This is a genomic window from Mesorhizobium sp. ISC11 (assembly GCF_037162595.1).
Taxonomy (GTDB): domain Bacteria; phylum Pseudomonadota; class Alphaproteobacteria; order Rhizobiales; family Rhizobiaceae; genus Mesorhizobium; species Mesorhizobium ciceri.
Window position 1 is genome coordinate 1 of sequence record NZ_JAVSPW010000002.1, and the last position, 18,571, is coordinate 18,571.

Below are 18,571 nucleotides of genomic sequence, written 5' to 3' on the forward strand. Positions count from 1 at the left end.
TGGGTGTCATATCGCCTCTCCTCCTTATGGTGGATTCTAGACAACCCGCCCGTTGCCAGCCTTCGGTCCGTCACGCGCATTTCTTAGTGCCGACATAGATGCGGCCATTCAGCCCAGGATCGCATTTTGCGCCGGCCACTGCCTTCACCATCAAGGGCAAGGGCGATGGAGACGAGCGCGTCCGCTACCTCCCTTCGCGGGTGAAGGCTACCCCCTTTGACTCTCTTGCGGGGGATACTCACCTGCCGAAAGATTGGCCATCGGACAGCTTGCTGTATCCGCTCACCGGGAACTCGATCGGCATGCAGGTGTCTTTGCCGGGACTGCTAGTATGCGCGGCTATTTTGCTTGTTGCGTACTATTCAAGGGGAATGCTGATCATTGGCTTGATCGCTTCCCAGGCTTTCGGTGCGACGGCCGTGATGACCCTGAGCTTTCTGGGTGGCTCATCCCCCTTGATCTACACCTTATTCGCGGGCCTGCTCGTCACGGCCGTCGCCGCGAGACGGCGTATCTGGTTTGATCTTGGATTCGTGTTCGGAAGCATCGGGTCGATCTGGGTCCTTACAAGCCTTATGCTTTACGCAATCATCGGATCATGGCTGTTTCCGAGGTTCTTTGCGGGACAGACGACCGTATTCGTGCAGTCCAAGAACCGTGGAACAGTCGTAGAAGATTCATTGGCGCCCGTTTCAGCCAACATTTCGCAGACGGGCTACTTTATTCTTGGTGGCCTCGCCGCGATAGCACTTTGCGCCCTGCTGCTGCACTCCAACCGGATCGATCAAATCAGGCGCGGCTTCTTTTTGTGGTGCGGCCTGCACGCGGGAATGGGGCTGATCGATTTCATTGGCAAGACCGCGGGGGCGGGAGACTTTCTGGCCCCGATCAGAACCGCCAACTACGCGATTATATCGAACGCGGTCGAGGCAGGCTTTGTGCGGATCACCGGGCCTTTTTCGGAGGCCTCTTCGTTCGCCAGCGTTTCTCTCGCCTGCCTGGCATTCTGCTACAGCTACTGGAGAAAGACCAAATCACCGCTTGCGAAATGGCTGGCCGGAATCCTGCTCTTCTTGTCCATTCTGTCGACTTCATCGACGGCTTACGTCGGGCTGACACTGCTATGCATCCCCGTTGCGTTGTCCATGCTACAGTCGGTCATCAGGGGAAAAGTTGCGCGCGAAGAGATACTGATAATAGCTCTCATGGTGGTGGGCGGGACCGCCGTACTGGGCATTAGTCTTTACAAAGCCGAGGCGTTGGACCCGTTCGTCAGACTGATCAACAGCACCATCATTAACAAAGCGGATTCCGGGTCAGGCCATGAGCGCACTTATTGGAATGTAAAGAGCCTGCAGTCGTTTCTCGATACGAGCGGACTGGGCGTTGGTTTCGGCAGTTCAAGGGCATCGAGTTGGCCGATCGCTGTCCTGTCGCAGTTGGGTCTGTTTGGATCGCTGATGATAGTGGCCCTGCTCTATGTCGTGACCAGAGGCCTGGGCGCGGTTCGGGAACGGGTGGATGCAGAGACAGATGCAATCGTGACGAGCGTCAGGAATGCTGCCCTTGCAAGCATAATTGCAATGTCGGTGTCGGGTGGCAGCGCTGATCCAGGCATCCTCTTCTTCATCGCACTTGCAGTTGTTTGCGCCACGAGAGCCCGTGCTCGGCGCGGCGTAGCCGCCTTGGAACGAAGCGTTCCGGCGCCGGGCCACGCCACCGTCAACGTCCTGTAATCCAGTTCCGCCGAATTGGCTTCGCGGTGGCAAAGGTTCCTGGCGATGTGCCAGGCCCCCGTCCTGTGCAATATCGGCAGCGAAGTCGAATAAGGGACGGTCGTCGCGATCGAGCGTGCGACAGTACCGCGGCGGTCGCTTGCGAACGAGTAGAAGGGCTGCCGGCAATGTGCATTCGAAGCTTGCGTGGCTGTATCGAGGAGGTGCAGCAGCATCGTGCGGCCTTCTCCGCTTACGTGGTCTCGGGGTATAAAAGTGATCAGAAGCCGCTGCCGTAAGTCAAGTGCGGCCAGGACAGCTGCACAAAGCTTGCTGCATCCCGACGGAGCCAACTAGGTCCAGGGCTATCGGGAATTTGTCAAAAGACTTTTATGCTGCAATCGATATTTGCTTCCATAACGGGCCGACGACTTTCGTCAGAAACAGTCACCGAAAGGTTGCTTTGTAACCCGCCCTGAACTTCGTCCTGTGCCATGGCGACCAGCATTTTAACCGCGTCTACCCGGGCCTCGAGCGCACCAACGTAGTGGGTGCCCTCTGTATCGGGAGAATGGGATTTGCCGTCCCGGATATCGAAAAAAAACAGCGGCATTTTTGCGCCCGTGCTTAAAGCTGTGCGTTCGTCAGAGCAGAAGACTTGCTTCTTGCTCACGGCTGCTTAAGGCATTCCCCTGGGGGATTCTAGCAACCGCAGATGGTCAATGGGACGCGGCTGTGGAGAACTCGAATGGCGGCGATCACAAAATATTACAAGGTTTATTAACGCCAGGAAACGCTCCTTATGGGTGGTCCTGGAGGTCGCAATCCAGCCTACGTTGGAACGCGGCACGGTCGTCGATCAGATCGCGGCATCACGACATTCAGCGGTATTCGGATCTTTGCGGGCATCAGGGCTTGCAGGGCACCGCGGAAATAGCCCGACAACGATGCTCGCCGGCTTTCCATGTCGTGAAAGGGATCAACCAAACTGATAGATAGGCCGGAAGAACGGTTCCGGTAAGCTACCGCCTCGACAACCGCATTTGTGTCGTTCGGAGTGTCCTGTCTTGTCGCTGAATTTCGTTGACGAAGCCCGGCCCAACACGTTCGAGTTTGAAACCTCGGCGCTGATAAAGGCGTCCGGGTTTAGGGAATATGATGCGCGCTGGTGGTTTGGCCAGGTCGCGCCCGAACTTAACCTGATCGGCGTCCAGGCGCTCGGAATGGGGCTTGGCACGCTGATCCGCCGTGTCGGTGCCGGTCCCGATATCGTCACCGGGCATGATTTCCGCTCCTATTCGCTTGGCATCAAGCTGGCGCTGGTGTCCGGTTTGATGGCTGCAGGCGCTCGGGTGAGGGACATCGGACTGGCGTTGTCGCCGATGGCCTATTTCGCCCAGTTCGCACTGGACGTGCCTTCGGTCGCTATGGTCACCGCCTCGCATAACGAGAATGGCTGGACCGGGGTCAAGATGGGCGCGGCGCGGCCGCTGACTTTCGGGCCGGAAGAGATGAGCGCGCTGAAGCAGATTGTAATGGCCGGCGATTTCGACCTTGTCGGCGGCGGGTCTTATGATTTCGTTCCCAATTTTCGCGAAACGTATCTCGACGATCTGACCCGGGGCAAGCGCATCTCGAAAAAGCTCAAGGTCGTGGCCGCTTGCGGCAATGGCACCGCCGGCGCCTTTGCGCCTGAAGCGCTGGAACGGATCGGCTGTGAAGTGATCCCGCTCGATGTCGAACTCGACCACACCTTTCCGCGCTACAATCCCAATCCCGAGGATATGCAGATGCTGCATGCCATCAGGGACAAGGTGCTTGAGACTGGAGCCGATGTCGGCCTTGGCTTCGACGGTGACGGCGACCGCTGCGGCGTCGTCGACAATGAGGGCAATGAGATTTTTGCCGACAAGGTCGGTGTGATGCTGGCGCGCGATATCTCCAGCCAGCATCCGGGCTCGACCTTCGTCGTCGACGTCAAGTCGACCGGCCTGTTCAACACGGACAGCGTGCTGCGCGCCAACAGCGCCATCACCGACTACTGGAAGACCGGCCACTCCTACATCAAGCGCCGCGTCGCCGAGCTTGGCGCCGTCGCCGGTTTCGAAAAGTCGGGCCATTTCTTCTTCAATCCGCCGATCGGGCGCGGATATGACGATGGGCTGGTCACCGCCATCGCCATCTGCCAGATGCTGGATCGCAGCTCCGGCAGCTCGATGGCCGATCTCTACCGCGCGCTGCCGCTGACCTTTGGCACGCCCACCATGTCGCCGCACTGCGCGGACGATGTGAAGTATGGCGTCGTCGCGCGGGTGGTTGCCGACTTTCAGGCCATGAAGCGGGATGGAACGGTTTTTGCGGGCCAGAAGATCGCCGACCTCATCACCGTCAACGGCGTGCGCGTTGTCGCCGAAGACGGCACCTGGGGACTGGTGCGCGCCTCTTCGAACAAGCCGGAACTGGTCGTGGTCGTCGAAAGCCCGGTGTCGTCGCAGCGTCGACGGGAGATGTTCGAGGCTGTCGACACCGTGCTGCGCCGCAGCCCCGAGGTGGGCGCCTACAACCAGACATTCTGAGTATCCTTAGGCCGCCGGCTGACAGCCGCACGTCTGCCTGATCGATCACACCCCAACGCGCGCGCTGTTGGAGCTCGCGGCGTCAAAAGTACCGTTGTGGGTCACCTGCGCTTCGCCCAGTAATTGCAGGACCCATCCCGGCGTCCGAGTGAACCTTGGTGGCCGCTGGGATACGCATCATGATCGGAGACGCGCCGCTCGGCTGCAACAGGTGCAAACTTCCCCTGTCGGTGATGAGACCCAAGGATCAGTCGCTTGACCTGTCCTGGTTGTGGCGCGCTCTTCTCGTCAACAGGCGGATGCCATCTTCATCCATGATGAGCTGAGTGCGATACCCGTCGAATTTGATCTCGTGAATCCAGTCGCCCCGCTCGGGCGGGTGTCGACAAGCTCCGGCTCAATAGGTGGGATGAACTTCAAACGCATGAACTGCCTCGCAAGACTGCGATTCAATATAGCGTGCGCTAAAAAATGGTTCCGGACCATTTTAGACGAATTGAATGTTTGATAGCCATGGCGAATCCGACCTTGGACCACCAATCCCCGGCAAGCTGCACGGTGGCCAGCCAGCCCACGAGACGACAATTTCCATACCTGCCCGATTTGCGGTCAGCAGGTCGACATGCGCGACCTGCGCCGTCATTTGGCACGAACGGCCGAGGCACAGACCGCTGCTGCTGTTGGTTGATCAGGCGAGAATGCCGCTCGAACGGGGCGGCGTTTCGTTGCCCCGGACCCCTCCGACTGCCTCTTCTCAAAAGCTGTTCCATTGCGCGGAGCAAAGTCACGATTCAGAAGGGAGTCTCGCGTGGCATCGGTCGTGCGGCAACGCGAAATCCATCGACCTTCATTCAAATGTTCTGTTGACAAAAAACACGACCCGCCAGCACTAAACCAGGACGGGCCGTCTTGTTGATGCGATCACTCTTGGCCCAGAGGTCCTTCCGCGAAGAGATCGTTCACCTTGTAGGCGACCTCCGTGCGGTTGGTCGCCTTCAATTTCTTCATGATGTTTCGGATGTGAACCTTCACAGTGCTTTCGCGAAGGTTCAGTTCGTGGGCGATGATCTTGTTCGCCTTGCCGCGTCGCAGTGCCTGGGCGACCTCTGCCTGCCTGAGCGTGAACATGCCCGTCAAGGGCCGGGCGTCGCAGTTGCCTGATTTTATCAGGTGCCGCATGGAAAGGACACTACTGGCCGGAACGAAGATGCCTCCGGCTGCAGCCAAGTTGATCGCCTCGACACACACATCGATCCCGACCGAAGTCGGAATGTAGCCGCGTGCGCCGCATTCGAGAGCCGTCAGCACCTGTGCAAGATCTTCGGTGTCGGCCAGGATGACCACCGGAACGGTCTTGAACTCGGACGAAATATGCCTGATTTCTTCTGCAATGCCGTGATCGGTGACCTTCCGGCCCCCGAGGTTGAAGAGTATGGTTGAAAGGGGAGAAGCCGAACCCTTCCTTATGCGCCATTCCTCGATCGAACCCATGGCGACGACCACCATGCCCAATTCATGATCCTCAAGCGCCGAAGCGAGACACTCGCGGTCCAAGGCCCTCCCGTCCAGCATGAGAAGGTATTGCTTACCTGCTTCTTGGTGGAGATTTTCTGTGCCGCTGGACGGAACTCTTGATCGATTTGACGAACCGTAACTGTGCAGTCCTGCTGTAGAAACCATACCGATACTCACCCTTCCCCAACGAAGGTACCTGTGGCGCCCGATAAGTGCCCTTTCTTAGAATTGGAAGTTTTGGTACCCGACCCCTTTTCCACGCTCAAGGCTGATTGCGAACCTCAAGCAACGTGGCTGCTGACATCTAAAGCAGCCTCGGGAGTGTAGGAGCTATTTATTAGCATTCTCTAACATAAGTTAATTTTTTCGGTAAATTTTTACGTTGAGAAGACGGGACTCCAAACCGGTTTGACCCGCGCGAGCGGCCCGAACTAAGGCGCATGCCCGTGCCGCACCAGGCTATAGATATCCTCGGTTACCGCGCACTGTGTTGGTTGCACGCGCTCTTGCGATTAATTCGGCGGGTCTCATACGATAGGCGGTGGTTGGGTTTGCTCGCACCTCCTGACAACGCTGCATCATACCTCCAAAAGCTTCGTTGACGATGTATACACCACGCTGAACACTGGATTGCCGGCGTCTGCTCGAGCTTACGCTGCCTGTCTGCGAACAAATGCGGAGACAGGATAGGGGAGCCACCGCCGCCCAACACCCCATGGCTCCCCTATCGCTCCGCATGGCGACCCACTTCCGAAATTTGATTTTGAACGGCAAGCACGATCCGCCTGCAGGGCATGGCTGACGTCGGCAGATGAAGCGGTTCATCGTGAGCCTTCGCCAGACAACGTCCGGGTCTCAGGCGGTCCCCAGGGGGTTTGCTTCGCATAGCTGCTGAAAATCCAGAACCGTCCCGTCAGTCTGGATCTCGGCTTCGAATGCCTCGATCAGCCGTTTGGCGGCTTTGCTGGCAATGTGCGAATCGGGGTAAGTTGCCTCCACAACGCGCGCGCGCTCGTAGACTTCCCTGAATTGCCTGACCTGCTTGGGACCGAATACGCGATGTACAACCTGAGTGGTCATACCGCTTCTCCTCCTGGTGGCGGAACTTGAATTAACCTGCCCGTTGTCAAGCGCGCGCATGATTTCATCATCGGCACAGGATTACAACTGAAAGCCCAACAAGCCTGCGCCGGTATTGTAAGATACCAATTTCCTTGGTCGAGGCGTTCTTTAGTAGCGTTCGCTCGATTGCGAGTTAGCCGTTTGCAGGAGGCAGGTCGCATGGTGAAGATTGCCAGAACCGCTGACCAGCCTTCGTGACGCCTTGCTCGAAACAAAAAAGCCAGGAGGCTTTTGCCTACTCATCCCGATGCCGCCCAGGGACTACGCGAAGCTGGCGTCGTCATTGGCCATTCGGTGCTGATCGTGGTTGACATCGACCGGGAAGGAGATCTCAGCGGTTACGGCATCGCTCGCCCCCCTGTCGCAAGCAATCCTCATAATGATGGTGGTTGCTGGGCTACAGAGGGGGCCCGTATCCTTCAGAAAAGAGGGGCGAGCAACGATTTCGGGTCGGGGGCGCCGGTCACCCGTAGCACGAGGCCCATGGTTGCTACTCGATGCTCAGGCCTGCCACACGATTCATTTATGATCTTTCAAGGGGAACCAAGAGTGCTTGGGCAGAGCGATATCCAATCGGCTGGGGGCTCAACGAAGACCGGACGAAGCGACTGGCACTGTAGGTCGCGGATTTACGATTTTGGTAATCAATGGAGCCCATCAGAGGGAAGGGGAGGCGGTGTTGGTCATCGAACGACACTACATCGCACCGGGCAAGTCGATGTGTTGAAAGCTTCGGCCCGCCTGCGTCGGCGCCGAACAACGGAGGCTCGGTCGAAATGGGAAATAACCCATCCGCGCATCCCGTTGATACGCAATGCAATCATACCGTCAAAAGGGCTAACTTCGAAATGCGGTGGGGAGAACCCGCCACCTTAATCATAATGGAGGAGCCGACACTATCGACATGGCTGTGGTATTTTGTCTGCCGGGTCACGTAAAGGAGCGGTGAGTGGAACAGGTCACGACTTGCTGGGCCAGTCAGCTGGCGGAAGGACGCCTCAATGGTTTCGTGCCAATCCAACAACAGCGCTCAACGATGGCTGGACTTGAATCCGAGCGCGCCGAGAGGCATGCCAAGGCTTGTGGGTTGAGACGGCTTCGGTCCTACGCCCAGTGGCTCGTGCCAGATGATCTGGCCGTGTTCATTGAAGAGATCGATTGTTCCGCAGTCTTCGGGCGTGACGGCAAGTTGCTGGGGAAGAGGCATCCATGGTCTCGGACGGACTAAGGGCTAACGCCGCACGAGCGGCCGAATTTCTGGAGGTGCTGGGCAATGCGCGGCGGCTGCACATTTTGAGCTTGCTGCTCGACTATGAATTGCCGGATCGCAAAATTCGCGAACGGCTTAATATTAGCCGGACAGCCTCGTGGCACCACATAGCCAAGCTCCGGGAAGTTGGGCTCGTAAAAATCCGCCGGGACGGCCGGAATGTATATTTTTCCTCTGAAAATCGAGCGGTACGCGATCTGCTTTGCAAATGGAATGTTATGGTTGCTGTCCAGCAGTCTGGGCAAGCGGTTCCGCTCGGTGGCGGTGCCTTGGCGGTGACATGCCAGGATCTTGTGCACTCGGCCCCCGGTCTGGAAAACCGAGTTTGTCAAAGCGTCAGCGATTCCCGGAGGGACGAGTGATCATCCCCAGGAATCTCGATTAGACACCGTTGGATCGAGAAGATCACCCGCGCGATTGTTGCCACCCGCCGGTTTTCTCTGCGGCGTCAGCCCCCGGATCGCGAAACGGCTGACGCATACCCTGTGGATCGGCGAATGCCGCCGACTATGGTCGCGCTGACGACGCGCCCGATTGGACGTACTCCGACTTGCGCTATAAACACTCGGTATCCTGCTACTGCCTCAAGGCCGGCATAGAAATAAATCCTGCGGTCAGTCAGTTGCCAGCGGGTAGGTCAGGTGCGGTGCCACCCCTTAAAATATAGACAGGTTTCTTCGCGTGGAGCCCCATCCATGATCTTTGGGCCGTTGCACGTTGTAAAGTTCCTCAATAGAGACAAAGCCGATCAAATGGGAAACTCGAAATATGCAGAATGACGCTGAAGCACCGCAGGTCCAGTTGTTGCAGCTCACCGCCGACATAGTGGCGGCATATGTCCAGAAGAACGCCATTCCGGCGGCCGGTCTTCCCGAATTGATCGCCAGCGTCAATTCTGCCTTGTCGGGATTGGGTCGGCCGGTGGAAGCGACGCCGCCCGCGTTTGTTCCGGCAGTCAATCCAAAAAAGTCCGTGTTTCCCGATTACATCATCAGCCTGGAGGACGGACGCAAGTTCAAGTCTATGAAGCGCCACCTTGGGTTGCTGGGAATGACACCCGACGAGTACAGAGCCAGGTGGGGGCTCGCCAAGGACTATCCCATGGTTGCACCGAGCTACGCGGCCCAGCGGTCAGCCCTCGCGAAATCCAGCGGACTCGGCCGCAAGCCAACTGCAAAAACGCCGTTGAGGAAAACACCAGCGAATCGGAAAGCTAAGGCCTAACAACAAGTGTCTATCAAAGGCGGCGGGGCAAACTGGATCACTAGGCAAGCATCACAATATCGCTCGGCTCTAAAAATCGGCCTGGATAACAACATACCGTCCTCTGTTGAAAGTGACCGTGAGCCATCAGCAGCTCTGACGAATGCCTGGCAACCGATGGATGGTGAGACCACCGGACACTCATTGGGAGACCCCAGGGCGCAGCGTCCAATCTCATATGGTGCGGGGATGGCGGTAGGCTGCGGCGGCTGATCGGCCTCGCACCTGTTCAGAGGCAGGAAACTGCTCCATCCTTTTACCAGTTGCTCCGTTACGGCCGCAGCAATCTAGTGCGTGGTGCCTCCGCGCTCGGCATGTAGACAAGTTCTTCACCTGGAGACGCATTCATGATCGGCGGGCGTGTTGCCGTCTCTCTTGGTACTTTCGATTTGTGCAAACAATCCATAATTACGATAAGACGTTTCACTATCTCCGTTTCGAGGTCCAATGTCTGAAGTGGACTGGCTGAGCCATCTCCTGCAAATCATCACCGTGACCGGCCAGCTCGAGGTCCGCTGCGCCTATGGTGCACCGTGGCGCGTTGCCTGGAACAAGGCTGCCGCGAACGAAATTCCCTACCACGTCATAGTCAAGGGCCGGGCCATTCTCGAGGATCCGAAGACGAGAGCGGCGCGGGAGCTGCTGAGCGGAGATATTGTGCTGCTGCCTCACGGCGCGGCGCATGTACTGCACGACGGTAGCGGGCAAACACCAATTCCTACCCAGCAACGCCGGGGGTCAGCCGGATGGATGCTGAGCGAGAATGATGGCGAGGGCGAGCAACTGGATCTGCTGTGTGGGCGATTTTTTATCGCGCCACCCCATGATCGACTGATCCGCAACTACCTGCCCGCCAACCTGGTGACACGCGCTGTGGACAGCCATGGAGAAGACGGCATGGGGTCCGCATCCAACCAACTTGCCGGTCTTGTCGGGCTGATGCGGATGGAGTCCTCCGGTGACAGGGCGGGAGGGCGCGCCATTCTCAACGCGCTTTCCTCGGCGCTTTTCACACTGGTACTGCGCGCGGCGAGCCAATCCGGGAAAGCCCCCGAAGGCTTGTTGGCCCTGGCTGGCCATCCGCGGCTGGCACCAGCAATTGCGGCAATGTTCGCCGATGCGGCACGGCCTTGGAAACTGCCCGATCTGGCCGATTTGTGCGGGATGTCGCGCGCTACGTTCATGCGCCAGTTTCAGGACAAGCTGGGTCGCTCCGCCCTCGATTTTTTGACTGATCTGCGCATGAGCCTGGCCGCCAACGAGTTGAAGAAGCCAGCCATCAGCGCCGAGGCCGTGGCCGAGACCGTCGGGTATCAATCCGTTTCGGCATTCCGGCATGTCTTCGCCGAAAGGATGGGGATGACGCCGGGGGAGTGGCGGCGACTGGCGCACAAGGGCGAGTAACGCACACGGTCTGGGATCGCGAAGGCGCAGTTTGATCCTTTCGCGCATCATACTGAGCTGAATCAGTCTCGAAATAATCACTCGTCCTCGTAAATTGGGCTCCGCAATCACTTGATAAGGGAGCCATCCAATGAACTGCATCGCCACCACCGGACCCGCAACCCGCGTAGCCGCCGAGATCTTCGGGGAGAGCGGGAAGAGCGAAAACGCTTTCGCCACGAACGCCGTCATCGAAACGATCCTGAGCCGCAGTGCCGCAAAGTACTACGACCCTGCTGCCACCTTGAGCGACGACCAGATCCGCGACCTGGTGCGTATCGGCACGTCCGCGCCAACCTCCTTCCACCTGCAGAACTGGCGTTTCATCGCCGTACGCTCGCCGGAAGCCAAGGCCCGGCTGCGTCCGATCGCCTGGAATCAGCCCGCGATCACCGACGCGGCCGTGACCTTCATCATCATCGGCCAGCTGGCCGATGCCAGCACCGTTCCAGCCCGCCTGGCACCCGTAGTGAAAGCCGGCATCATGCCGGCGCACCTGGTGCCGGAGTGGGAAATCCCCGCTCGCGGTCTGTATGATGATCAGCCGCAGCGCCAGCGCGACGAAGCAGTGCGCTCCGCGACCTTTGGCGCCGCGGCGATCATCTACATGGCCCGGTCGCTGGGCCTGGGTTCGACGCCGATGATTGGTTTCGACGCTGAAGCCGTGCACCGCGAGTTCGGCCTGGCCGAAGACGAAGTGCCGGTCATGCTGTTGACCGTCGGACCGGAGCGAGCTGGCAACTGGCCGCAGAAGCCGCGCATGCCGGTGGCCGATGTGCTGGACTTCGCATAACGAAAATCCTGGAATCGCGGGCGCGCGAGAGCTCCGAGGAACCCAGGCAGGGACCTCAAGGTCGTCGTGGAGGACGCGAAGCCGACGCGTGAAAGCTCGAAAGAGCTGCCACGCCCGCTAATTACCCCAACACAAATGTCTGAGGAGACAATTCCCATGAAAGCGATCGTAGTGACGGACCAGGCTGCAGGAGAGGCCGGGATGAAGCTGGTACAGCGGCCCGAGCCGCGGGCGGCAATAAACGATGTTGTTGTGGAGGTTCATGCGGCGGGATTCGTCAACACCGAACTGGAGTGGCCTTCGACCTGGGCCGATCGAGCCTTCCGTGACCGGACGCCATCGATCCTCGGCCATGAGCTCGCAGGTGTGGTCACTGCGCTCGGCTACGGCACCACGGGACTGTCAATCGGTCAGCGCGTATTCGGCCTCGCCGACTGGCATCGCGACGGGACCCTCGCTGAGTATGTCGCCATGGAGGCACGCAATCTCGCGCCGCTGCCCGGCGACGTTGACTTCACGGTGGGTGCGAGCCTGCCGATCTCCGGCCTGACCGCGTGGCAGGGGCTGTTCCAGCATGGCCGCCTTCAGGCGGGGCAAAGCGTGCTCGCGCACGGCGCGGCCGGTGCCGTCGGTTCGATGGTGACGCAGCTTGCAAGGGAGGCCGGGGCCTATGTCATCGGCAGCGGACGCGCCGCCGACCGCCAGAAGGCGCTCGACTTCGGCGCGAATGAGTTCGTCGATCTCGACAACGACAAACTGGAGGAGGTTGGCGGCGTCGACCTGGTGTTCGACGTCATCGGCGGCGATATCCAGAAGCGGTCCGCGGCCCTGATCCGGGCCGGAGGAACGCTTGTGACAGTCGTTGGACCGACGGATATTCGACCTGCAGATGGCCTGGCGATTGACTTCGTCGTCGAGGCTGATCGCGGCCAGCTTTGGGAGATCGTTCAGCGGATCCGGGACGGACGACTGCGGACGAATATCGGCAAGGTCTCCAGCCTTGAAGATGCCGTCGCCACCTTCAATTCGACCGAGCGGCGTGCGGGAAAGACGGTCATCCGCGTTCGGCCGTGAGGACTCGGGGGAGAGAGGGCAGTTCCTCTCCTTGAAAGCCTAAGGTCCGCGGCAAATGCCGCAGCGTCAGATGTGATTGCATCTTGGGAGTTCGAGTTCGCTAGCCTCTGCCTGCAGCAATCCCGGTAGCTGGCGAGATTTTGATCCAATACTGCGTTGTTTGTTGAATCTGAAGCCTGGAGGCAAAGACCCAGGCTTGGCGGCGAGAGACGATTAAACATTGATCGATAGCTTTAGACCTTGCTTTGCCGTCGCGTGGTATATGCGCGTAGGCTAATGTCCGTCGGGAGTAGAAACATGCTGAGAATTGTTGGGCGGTTCGCGCGTTCCCATGACGGTTCGATGGCCCCGTTGTTTGTTTTCATGCTGGCGCCCATCATCACCGCCATCGGGTTCTCGGTCGACTATACCAGGGCGGTCCAGACCCGGTCCAACGAGCAGCAGGCGCTGGATGCCGCGGTCCTATCGATCACCGGTATGGACACAACCTCAACGTTGGCGCAGCGCCAGACTATGCTGCAGGATACCTTCATCGCCAACCATGGCCTGGGTACCCCGACACTGAACAGCTTTGTGGTTTCCGCCAATGGCACCGCCACCGCGCAGGCCATGGCAAGTTACTCCATGCCCACCGTGTTCATGCAGATCGCCAGGATCAACACGGTGCCGGTCGCCGTTGGGTCGGCGGCGAGCAAGACGCCGGCCCTGGTGCAGACTACCTTCAAGGTTTCCAAGGTGTCGGGCTGGTGGAACAAGACGATGACGCTCTACGGCACGACATTTGGAGCGACGGTGGCCAAGCCGCTGATGTCGATCGAGTATACCTATAACGGCTTCGGTGATCCGAAAGGCTACGGCACAACGAATGTGTACACAATCACCAACAACGGCGGGGCCGACATCAAGACGCTTGTCCAGTCGCAAGTTTGCACCACCGCCAGCGTGAGCACCTTCACGGGTCTGACTGCAGACGCGATACTCCAGACCAGCGGCACCAAGAAATATTCAACCACTTGCCTCAACACCATGTACCCAGCCAACAGCGCCGGCGCGTCGATCGACGTCAGCCAGATGGCTGGCCTCTCCCTGCAGATGTACGTGCCATCGGGCAACCCGAAGTACCTAAAGTCGGATGATCCGACCACCTCCAACCGACTCTACAGCGGCGTGGACGCGAACAACCTGACCGAGACCCCGACTGGGCAGAAGGTCGACATCTTCACCATCGTGCCTTGTGGTGTAACCAGCTATCAAGCCTGGGAGGACGGCGGCACAACCGTGCCGACGCCGTCTTCAAATGCCGACTTCTTCTACAGCGTCACCGGCAAGTGCGACTTCAACAAGCGCCCCTCGATAACGGCCCTGACACAGTAGGAGGTGCATCTCTTGCCTTTGGAAAGCGGCACGTGCTGCGCGTGTGACAAGACTTGATACCGGGATCACGCTCATCGGGCAAAGTCTGCCGCGTCCGATCATCCTGGCCCGATAGCATATCAGCGGCTGGTGCATCCGGAAGGCGAGGTGGCGGCGGCGCGCGGCGCCGGAGTGGCGGAAGCGGTGTTCACGACGGCAGCGATCGAGGATGGCGTGGCGGTGAGCCAGTCTCCAGTCTGGTTCCTGCTCTATCGGCAAAGCAATCGCGGTTTTAATGGCACGGCACTTGGCCAAGCGATCTGTGTAGCGGTCGACATGCCGAAGCCAGGCGATCGCCGTAGGCAGTTCCGGGCAGGATTCAAAATTCCCGACGGCCTCGCAACGCCATACTTCAAGGACCGGAACACCGGCGTGCTCAAAGTTGGCACTGCGCAGCGTCGGCCATGCCGACCTGGGCGGATATTGCCCGGCTGCGTTCGCTTCAACCCTGCCGCTTATCCTGAAGAGCATCCTCGATCCTGAGGATGCTGAGCAGGCGATCGGAACGGGTGTCGATGCCATCGCGGTCTCGAACCACGGTGCGCGTAACCTCGACACCCTCCCGGCAACCATCGACTCCCTGCCCGCCATCGCGGACCGGCGGCCGGACGGATTCCCATCATCCTTGCTGGAAGCGTGAGCCGTCGCGCCGACGTTGAAGATGCTTGCCCTGGTGCAACCGCAGTCATGATTGGCCGCCCCTATGTCTACGCCCTGGCAACCGATGGTGCCGAGGGCGCAACCTGCTTCGCCGAGACTTGGAGATGGCAATGGCGCTGACAGGCCGGGCGCGCATCGGCGAGATCGACCGGCTGGTAATCTGGTGAAGCCCGAAACTATTTTTCAGCAAGTTCAGCATTGCACTTTTCGCTTCACCTCCGTCGCGCCCTTTGTCCGGCCGAGCGCCGACTACCTGGATGTCCGATTAGATTTACAGCTGGCGGTCTGCTGTCGGCCACAATCGTGCCTTCGCATTTTGACTACTGGCGTCGAACTTGCCGTGAGGATGACTCGGACGGAGGACAGGAGCGCGATGCAACTGACTGCCTTTACCGGCTTCGTAGCCGTTTACCGGCCGTTATAGCACAATCGATGCCGGACCGAAGTGCACGGACAATGGCACCGTCGTGTACAATGTCGCACAATGGTATAGAAAGGCGGTGGTTCGCGAGCCGAACGAAACTGCGAACCATGGTGTTGCCGGTCGCTACTTCTGGTGCTGAGTTGCGCCAACTTCCCGCCGCCAAGGCGGGTTTTTTGTTTCTGCCCTTCGTTACGATCAAGGCTCCGATCAGGCAGGCTTCGAGACGATGATGGCCAGCGATGCCAATCTGCCTTCGCTCAGGCTACGGATGTAGTTCTTGCGTCGCTGCACGAATTCGGTGCCGAGCACGATTTCATTGACCTGACGTTGCACAGGCGAAGGAATGATGCCGGAACTGGCCCTTTGCATCGCCAGTTCGACATGTTCGCCGGTCTCGTCGATGACTTCGTCAATATGGAAGCCCGCGTCGGCGAACAGGGTCTTCAGGGTATCCCGGTCAACAAGGTGGCTGGTTTCCGGCGCAACCGCCCAGGGCAAGGGATAATTCGGCTCGCCGGCAGCCAGCACGGCTTCGGTCCAGATCAGTTTGCCGCCCGGCTTCAGAACGCGAAAAGCCTGCCCGATGACGGCGGCCTTGTCGGCGATGTTCATCCCGACATAGAAGCAGATTGCCGCGTTGAATGTGTTGTCGGCGAAGGGCAGTTTCGCCGCGTCGGCTTCGTGGAAGCGAACCTTGTCGCCAAGGCCGCTGAGCATGGTCAGTCGGCCGGATGCCTCGACAAAGACTGGTGTGAGGTCGACACCGTCGACCTGGCAGCCATAGGTGGCGGCCAGGAAGCGCGCCGGGCCGCCAATGCCGCTGCCGACATCAAGGATCCGGTCGGTGGGCGAGGGGGCAAGACGACCTCCATGGTCTCGCGTGGCGATGAGCTCGCGGCCGTGAAGCTGGTCGAACGGATAGAGCTGCGCGGCATTGATTTTATCGGGCTTCGCATCGGAAATCGCGGCCAATATACGCTCGACGATGCCGTCGCTGCCGTAATGCGTGGTGACGTTGCTCATTGCTGTCCTCCTCGAACAGCCAGCTTCCCATCAATAGGTTGTCTCCGCAACGCGCGCTGATTCAGGAGTGTGATTCATGACCCGCTACGCCACCGTCATCACCGATGCTGACGGCCGGGAAATCGTCAGCGCCATCGGCGAATTCGCAGGCACTGCGCCGCACCCACACCTGGGGCGTGGCGAGCAGGTCGCATCCGGCGTAGAAATCGGCATGGTGCAGGATGGGGCCGGGCCGATAGCAAGTTGCGCGGCTACAATCTCGTCGAGCTCAAAATCGGTAACCTGGTTTTAGGGCTGGAACCCCAGACTAGCTTATAGCGCAAGGTCGGCACTCTGTCAGGCGGCGCCGGACTCCTGGCCGCGCTCAGAGCGGGCAAAGTCGCGGGCTGCGGCAGTGCCTGCGGGAAAGCCGCTGCGATCGCTGTAGTCGCGCGGCTTGGTCCCCCTGCGAGAGTGGCGCGCGGTGACGCCTTTCGCACCGATGATGTCGAGCAAAGCGATTCCGGCGACCACGGCAAGCGCAATGCCCACGTTGTCGCGCTTTGGATTGTCATGCCGATAAGCTGACAGCAACGTCGCGATGTCCAGGCCGTCGCCAGCCACCCGGCTCCAAAGCCCAGCCTGCTTGTCCACGGAAAGCGAGAGTATGCCGCTGCTTATCTCCCGCGCCCCATAGGCTCGGATGAGATCTTGCTTGCCGCTCATGCCGAGCGCACCGGCAATCCGCTCGGCACCAACCAGTTCGACGACGCCCAGCGCGATGCTGAACCAGCCGAGCTTGCGGGCAAGGCCATCGAAGGCACCGGCCACACTCGGCCCGGCCTGCAGCACTTTGGGATCGCCAGGCGATCGGGTGATGTTGGTGAGTTTAGCGACCACGTTCATGACGATTCCCTACGGTTTCAAAACTACCTTGATGCAGCTGTCCTGCTTGTCGCGGAACACCTTGTACATCTCGGGTCCCTGCTCGAGCCCGACGGTGTGGGTGATGACGAAGGAAGGGTCGATCTGGCCGTCCACGATGCGGCGCAGCAGATCCTCGGTCCAACGGGTGACATGGGTCTGCCCCATGCGGAAGGTGAGGCCCTTGTTCATCGCCTGTCCCATCGGAATCTTGTCGACCAGCCCGCTGTAGACGCCGGGGATCGAGATCACGCCGGCCGGCCGGCAGACATAGATCATCTCGCGCAACACATGCGGTCGATCATTTTCCATCAGCATCAACTGCTTTGCGCGATCGTAGACGGTGTCGGGCTGGGCCAGCGAGACATGGCTTTCCATGCCGACGCAATCGATGCACTTCTCCGGGCCATTTGCGCCGGTGAGTTCCTGCAGCCGTTCGACGACACTTTCCTCGGCGAAATTAATGGTGATGGCACCGCCGGCCGCCCCCATGGAAAGCCGTTCCGGCAGGCAATCGATCGCCACCACCTGTTTGGCGCCGAGCAGCAGGGCGCTGCGTATTGCCATCTGCCCGACTGGGCCGCAGCCCCACACCGCAACCGTATCCGTAGGCTCTATGTCGCACTGTGCCGCGGCCTGCCATCCGGTGGGAAAAATATCGCCGAGGAAGAGAACCTGCTCGTCGGTAAGGTTGTCAGGCACCTTTAGGTGCGTGGCGTCGGCGAACGGCACCCGCAGGTATTCCGCCTGTCCCCCGGGATAGCCGCCCGTCAAATGGGTGTAGCCAAACAGACCAGCGGTGGTGTGCCCGAACACCTTGTCGCCGAGGTTCTTCTTGCGGTTCGTACGTTCGCAAACCGAAAAGTTCTGTCTCTTGCACTGGTCGCACTCACCGCAGATTATGGTGAACGGTACGACAATGCGGTCTCCCTTCTTCAGAGCGCCGTTGACGCCCCTGCCGACCTCCACGACCTCTCCCATCATCTCGTGGCCCATAATGTCGCCTGGCAGCATGGCTGGCACGTAGTTGTGGTAAAGGTGAAGGTCGGAGCCGCAGATGGCACAACTCGTCACCTTGATAATCGCGTCCCGTTCATCCTCAATTTCTGGATCGGAGACCTGATCGCAGCGTATGTCTTCCTTACCGTGCCAGACCAACGCACGCATAGCCCGCTCCTCTGTTGGCAAGGTCGATCGGGACCCGCGCTTGGCAAGCGGGCCATGCTATTCATCGACCGTGCCCGCCGCCTGTCGAACCGCAATGGCCGACCTATGTTCCGGGAGCTTGAGAGAATATTTGGGCCATTCCAAACGGCGCCTTCGCCTGACCGCGACTCGCTTGCCGCTCCGTCTGAAGTCGGCTCCTCAGTCTTGATG

At 59.5% G+C, this 18,571-nt stretch carries 16 protein-coding genes and 2 pseudogenes; 11 read left to right on the top strand and 7 right to left on the bottom strand.

Going from position 1 to position 18,571, the window contains the following annotated elements; translation table 11 throughout:
- Positions 1-302: 302 nt before the first annotated feature.
- On the top strand, positions 303-1,736 hold the full coding sequence (locus RPF88_RS31025; RefSeq protein WP_024505398.1) for a hypothetical protein: 1,434 nt from the start codon (positions 303-305) through the stop codon (positions 1,734-1,736).
- 358 nt (positions 1,737-2,094) lie between these two features.
- Here the strand turns inward: RPF88_RS31025 and RPF88_RS31030 are convergent, their stop codons facing one another.
- On the bottom strand, positions 2,095-2,388 hold the full coding sequence (locus RPF88_RS31030; RefSeq protein ID WP_127218776.1) for a DUF6894 family protein: 294 nt from the start codon (positions 2,386-2,388) through the stop codon (positions 2,095-2,097).
- A gap of 394 nt (positions 2,389-2,782) precedes the next feature.
- On the opposite strand from RPF88_RS31030, the gene RPF88_RS31035 reads away from it, so the two are divergent.
- Positions 2,783-4,291 (top strand): phosphomannomutase/phosphoglucomutase, encoded by a 1,509-nt coding sequence (locus RPF88_RS31035; protein WP_063174059.1) that lies wholly within the window; start codon positions 2,783-2,785, stop codon positions 4,289-4,291.
- A gap of 283 nt (positions 4,292-4,574) precedes the next feature.
- Here the strand turns inward: RPF88_RS31035 and RPF88_RS33475 are convergent.
- The 3 genes and pseudogenes from RPF88_RS33475 to RPF88_RS31045 form a co-directional block, all read right to left on the bottom strand.
- Positions 4,575-4,717, bottom strand: a pseudogene (locus RPF88_RS33475) (ATP-dependent DNA ligase); the annotation flags it as partial.
- 495 nt (positions 4,718-5,212) lie between these two features.
- Positions 5,213-5,971, bottom strand: a complete 759-nt coding sequence (locus RPF88_RS31040) for a response regulator transcription factor (RefSeq protein ID WP_063174058.1) — start codon at positions 5,969-5,971, stop codon at positions 5,213-5,215.
- Between the two features lie 690 nt (positions 5,972-6,661).
- Positions 6,662-6,886, bottom strand: coding sequence for a hypothetical protein (locus RPF88_RS31045; RefSeq protein ID WP_024505842.1), 225 nt, complete (start codon positions 6,884-6,886; stop codon positions 6,662-6,664).
- 1,251 nt (positions 6,887-8,137) lie between these two features.
- Between RPF88_RS31045 and RPF88_RS33480 the strand changes: the two genes are divergently transcribed.
- The 8 genes and pseudogenes from RPF88_RS33480 to RPF88_RS31085 all read left to right on the top strand — a co-directional run bounded on the left by RPF88_RS33480 (position 8,138) and on the right by RPF88_RS31085 (position 14,964).
- A complete protein-coding gene (locus RPF88_RS33480; protein WP_127218896.1) occupies positions 8,138-8,560 on the top strand; it encodes an ArsR/SmtB family transcription factor in 423 nt (140 codons plus the stop codon).
- 406 nt (positions 8,561-8,966) lie between these two features.
- Complete coding sequence (locus RPF88_RS31055) at positions 8,967-9,422, top strand: MucR family transcriptional regulator (protein WP_027163549.1); 456 nt, start codon at positions 8,967-8,969, stop codon at positions 9,420-9,422.
- A gap of 486 nt (positions 9,423-9,908) precedes the next feature.
- Positions 9,909-10,865 (top strand): AraC family transcriptional regulator, encoded by a 957-nt coding sequence (locus RPF88_RS31060; protein WP_063174055.1) that lies wholly within the window; start codon positions 9,909-9,911, stop codon positions 10,863-10,865.
- A 130-nt stretch (positions 10,866-10,995) separates the two neighbouring features.
- The gene (locus RPF88_RS31065) at positions 10,996-11,697 is read left to right on the top strand and encodes a nitroreductase family protein (RefSeq protein ID WP_027163551.1); all 702 of its coding nucleotides are present in this window, start codon (positions 10,996-10,998) and stop codon (positions 11,695-11,697) included.
- 156 nt (positions 11,698-11,853) lie between these two features.
- Complete coding sequence (locus tag RPF88_RS31070; RefSeq protein ID WP_024505836.1) at positions 11,854-12,771, top strand: NADP-dependent oxidoreductase; 918 nt, start codon at positions 11,854-11,856, stop codon at positions 12,769-12,771.
- Positions 12,772-13,068: 297 nt separating this feature from the next.
- Entirely contained in the window at positions 13,069-14,145 is a 1,077-nt protein-coding gene (locus tag RPF88_RS31075; RefSeq protein ID WP_027163552.1) for a TadE/TadG family type IV pilus assembly protein, read from the top strand.
- 147 nt (positions 14,146-14,292) lie between these two features.
- Positions 14,293-14,667 carry an alpha-hydroxy-acid oxidizing protein gene (locus RPF88_RS31080; RefSeq protein WP_337123990.1) on the top strand — a complete coding sequence of 125 codons (375 nt, stop codon included), beginning with the start codon at positions 14,293-14,295 and terminating at the stop codon, positions 14,665-14,667.
- A pseudogene (locus RPF88_RS31085) lies at positions 14,567-14,964 on the top strand (alpha-hydroxy-acid oxidizing protein). The gene RPF88_RS31080 and the pseudogene RPF88_RS31085 overlap by 101 nt, the downstream one beginning before the upstream one ends.
- Positions 14,965-15,475: 511 nt before the next feature.
- Here the strand turns inward: RPF88_RS31085 and RPF88_RS31090 are convergent.
- Positions 15,476-16,291 carry a class I SAM-dependent methyltransferase gene (locus RPF88_RS31090; RefSeq protein ID WP_013525007.1) on the bottom strand — a complete coding sequence of 272 codons (816 nt, stop codon included), beginning with the start codon at positions 16,289-16,291 and terminating at the stop codon, positions 15,476-15,478.
- Positions 16,292-16,367: 76 nt separating this feature from the next.
- Here RPF88_RS31090 and RPF88_RS31095 point away from each other — a divergent pair, with 76 nt between their 5' ends.
- Positions 16,368-16,583, top strand: a complete 216-nt coding sequence (locus RPF88_RS31095; RefSeq protein WP_013525008.1) for a hypothetical protein — start codon at positions 16,368-16,370, stop codon at positions 16,581-16,583.
- 44 nt (positions 16,584-16,627) lie between these two features.
- Here RPF88_RS31095 and RPF88_RS31100 read toward each other — a convergent pair whose 3' ends face one another.
- Both RPF88_RS31100 and RPF88_RS31105 read right to left on the bottom strand, forming a co-directional pair.
- Positions 16,628-17,176 carry a hypothetical protein gene (locus RPF88_RS31100; RefSeq protein WP_013525009.1) on the bottom strand — a complete coding sequence of 183 codons (549 nt, stop codon included), beginning with the start codon at positions 17,174-17,176 and terminating at the stop codon, positions 16,628-16,630.
- Between the two features lie 9 nt (positions 17,177-17,185).
- Positions 17,186-18,361, bottom strand: coding sequence for a zinc-dependent alcohol dehydrogenase (locus RPF88_RS31105; protein ID WP_127366655.1), 1,176 nt, complete (start codon positions 18,359-18,361; stop codon positions 17,186-17,188).
- Positions 18,362-18,571 lie beyond the last annotated feature (210 nt).

What these genes read in the sequence shown, in the direction of transcription:
- RPF88_RS31025 (WP_024505398.1), top strand. Translation starts at nt 303, where the DNA reads ATGCAGGTGTCTTTGCCGGGACTGCTAGTATGCGCGGCTATTTTGCTT.
- RPF88_RS31040 (WP_063174058.1), bottom strand. Translation starts at nt 5,971, where the DNA reads ATGGTTTCTACAGCAGGACTGCACAGTTACGGTTCGTCAAATCGATCA.
- RPF88_RS31045 (WP_024505842.1), bottom strand. Translation starts at nt 6,886, where the DNA reads ATGACCACTCAGGTTGTACATCGCGTATTCGGTCCCAAGCAGGTCAGG.
- RPF88_RS33480 (WP_127218896.1), top strand. Translation starts at nt 8,138, where the DNA reads ATGGTCTCGGACGGACTAAGGGCTAACGCCGCACGAGCGGCCGAATTT.
- RPF88_RS31055 (WP_027163549.1), top strand. Translation starts at nt 8,967, where the DNA reads ATGCAGAATGACGCTGAAGCACCGCAGGTCCAGTTGTTGCAGCTCACC.
- RPF88_RS31060 (WP_063174055.1), top strand. Translation starts at nt 9,909, where the DNA reads ATGTCTGAAGTGGACTGGCTGAGCCATCTCCTGCAAATCATCACCGTG.
- RPF88_RS31065 (WP_027163551.1), top strand. Translation starts at nt 10,996, where the DNA reads ATGAACTGCATCGCCACCACCGGACCCGCAACCCGCGTAGCCGCCGAG.
- RPF88_RS31070 (WP_024505836.1), top strand. Translation starts at nt 11,854, where the DNA reads ATGAAAGCGATCGTAGTGACGGACCAGGCTGCAGGAGAGGCCGGGATG.
- RPF88_RS31075 (WP_027163552.1), top strand. Translation starts at nt 13,069, where the DNA reads ATGCTGAGAATTGTTGGGCGGTTCGCGCGTTCCCATGACGGTTCGATG.
- RPF88_RS31090 (WP_013525007.1), bottom strand. Translation starts at nt 16,291, where the DNA reads ATGAGCAACGTCACCACGCATTACGGCAGCGACGGCATCGTCGAGCGT.
- RPF88_RS31095 (WP_013525008.1), top strand. Translation starts at nt 16,368, where the DNA reads ATGACCCGCTACGCCACCGTCATCACCGATGCTGACGGCCGGGAAATC.
- RPF88_RS31100 (WP_013525009.1), bottom strand. Translation starts at nt 17,176, where the DNA reads ATGAACGTGGTCGCTAAACTCACCAACATCACCCGATCGCCTGGCGAT.
- RPF88_RS31105 (WP_127366655.1), bottom strand. Translation starts at nt 18,361, where the DNA reads ATGCGTGCGTTGGTCTGGCACGGTAAGGAAGACATACGCTGCGATCAG.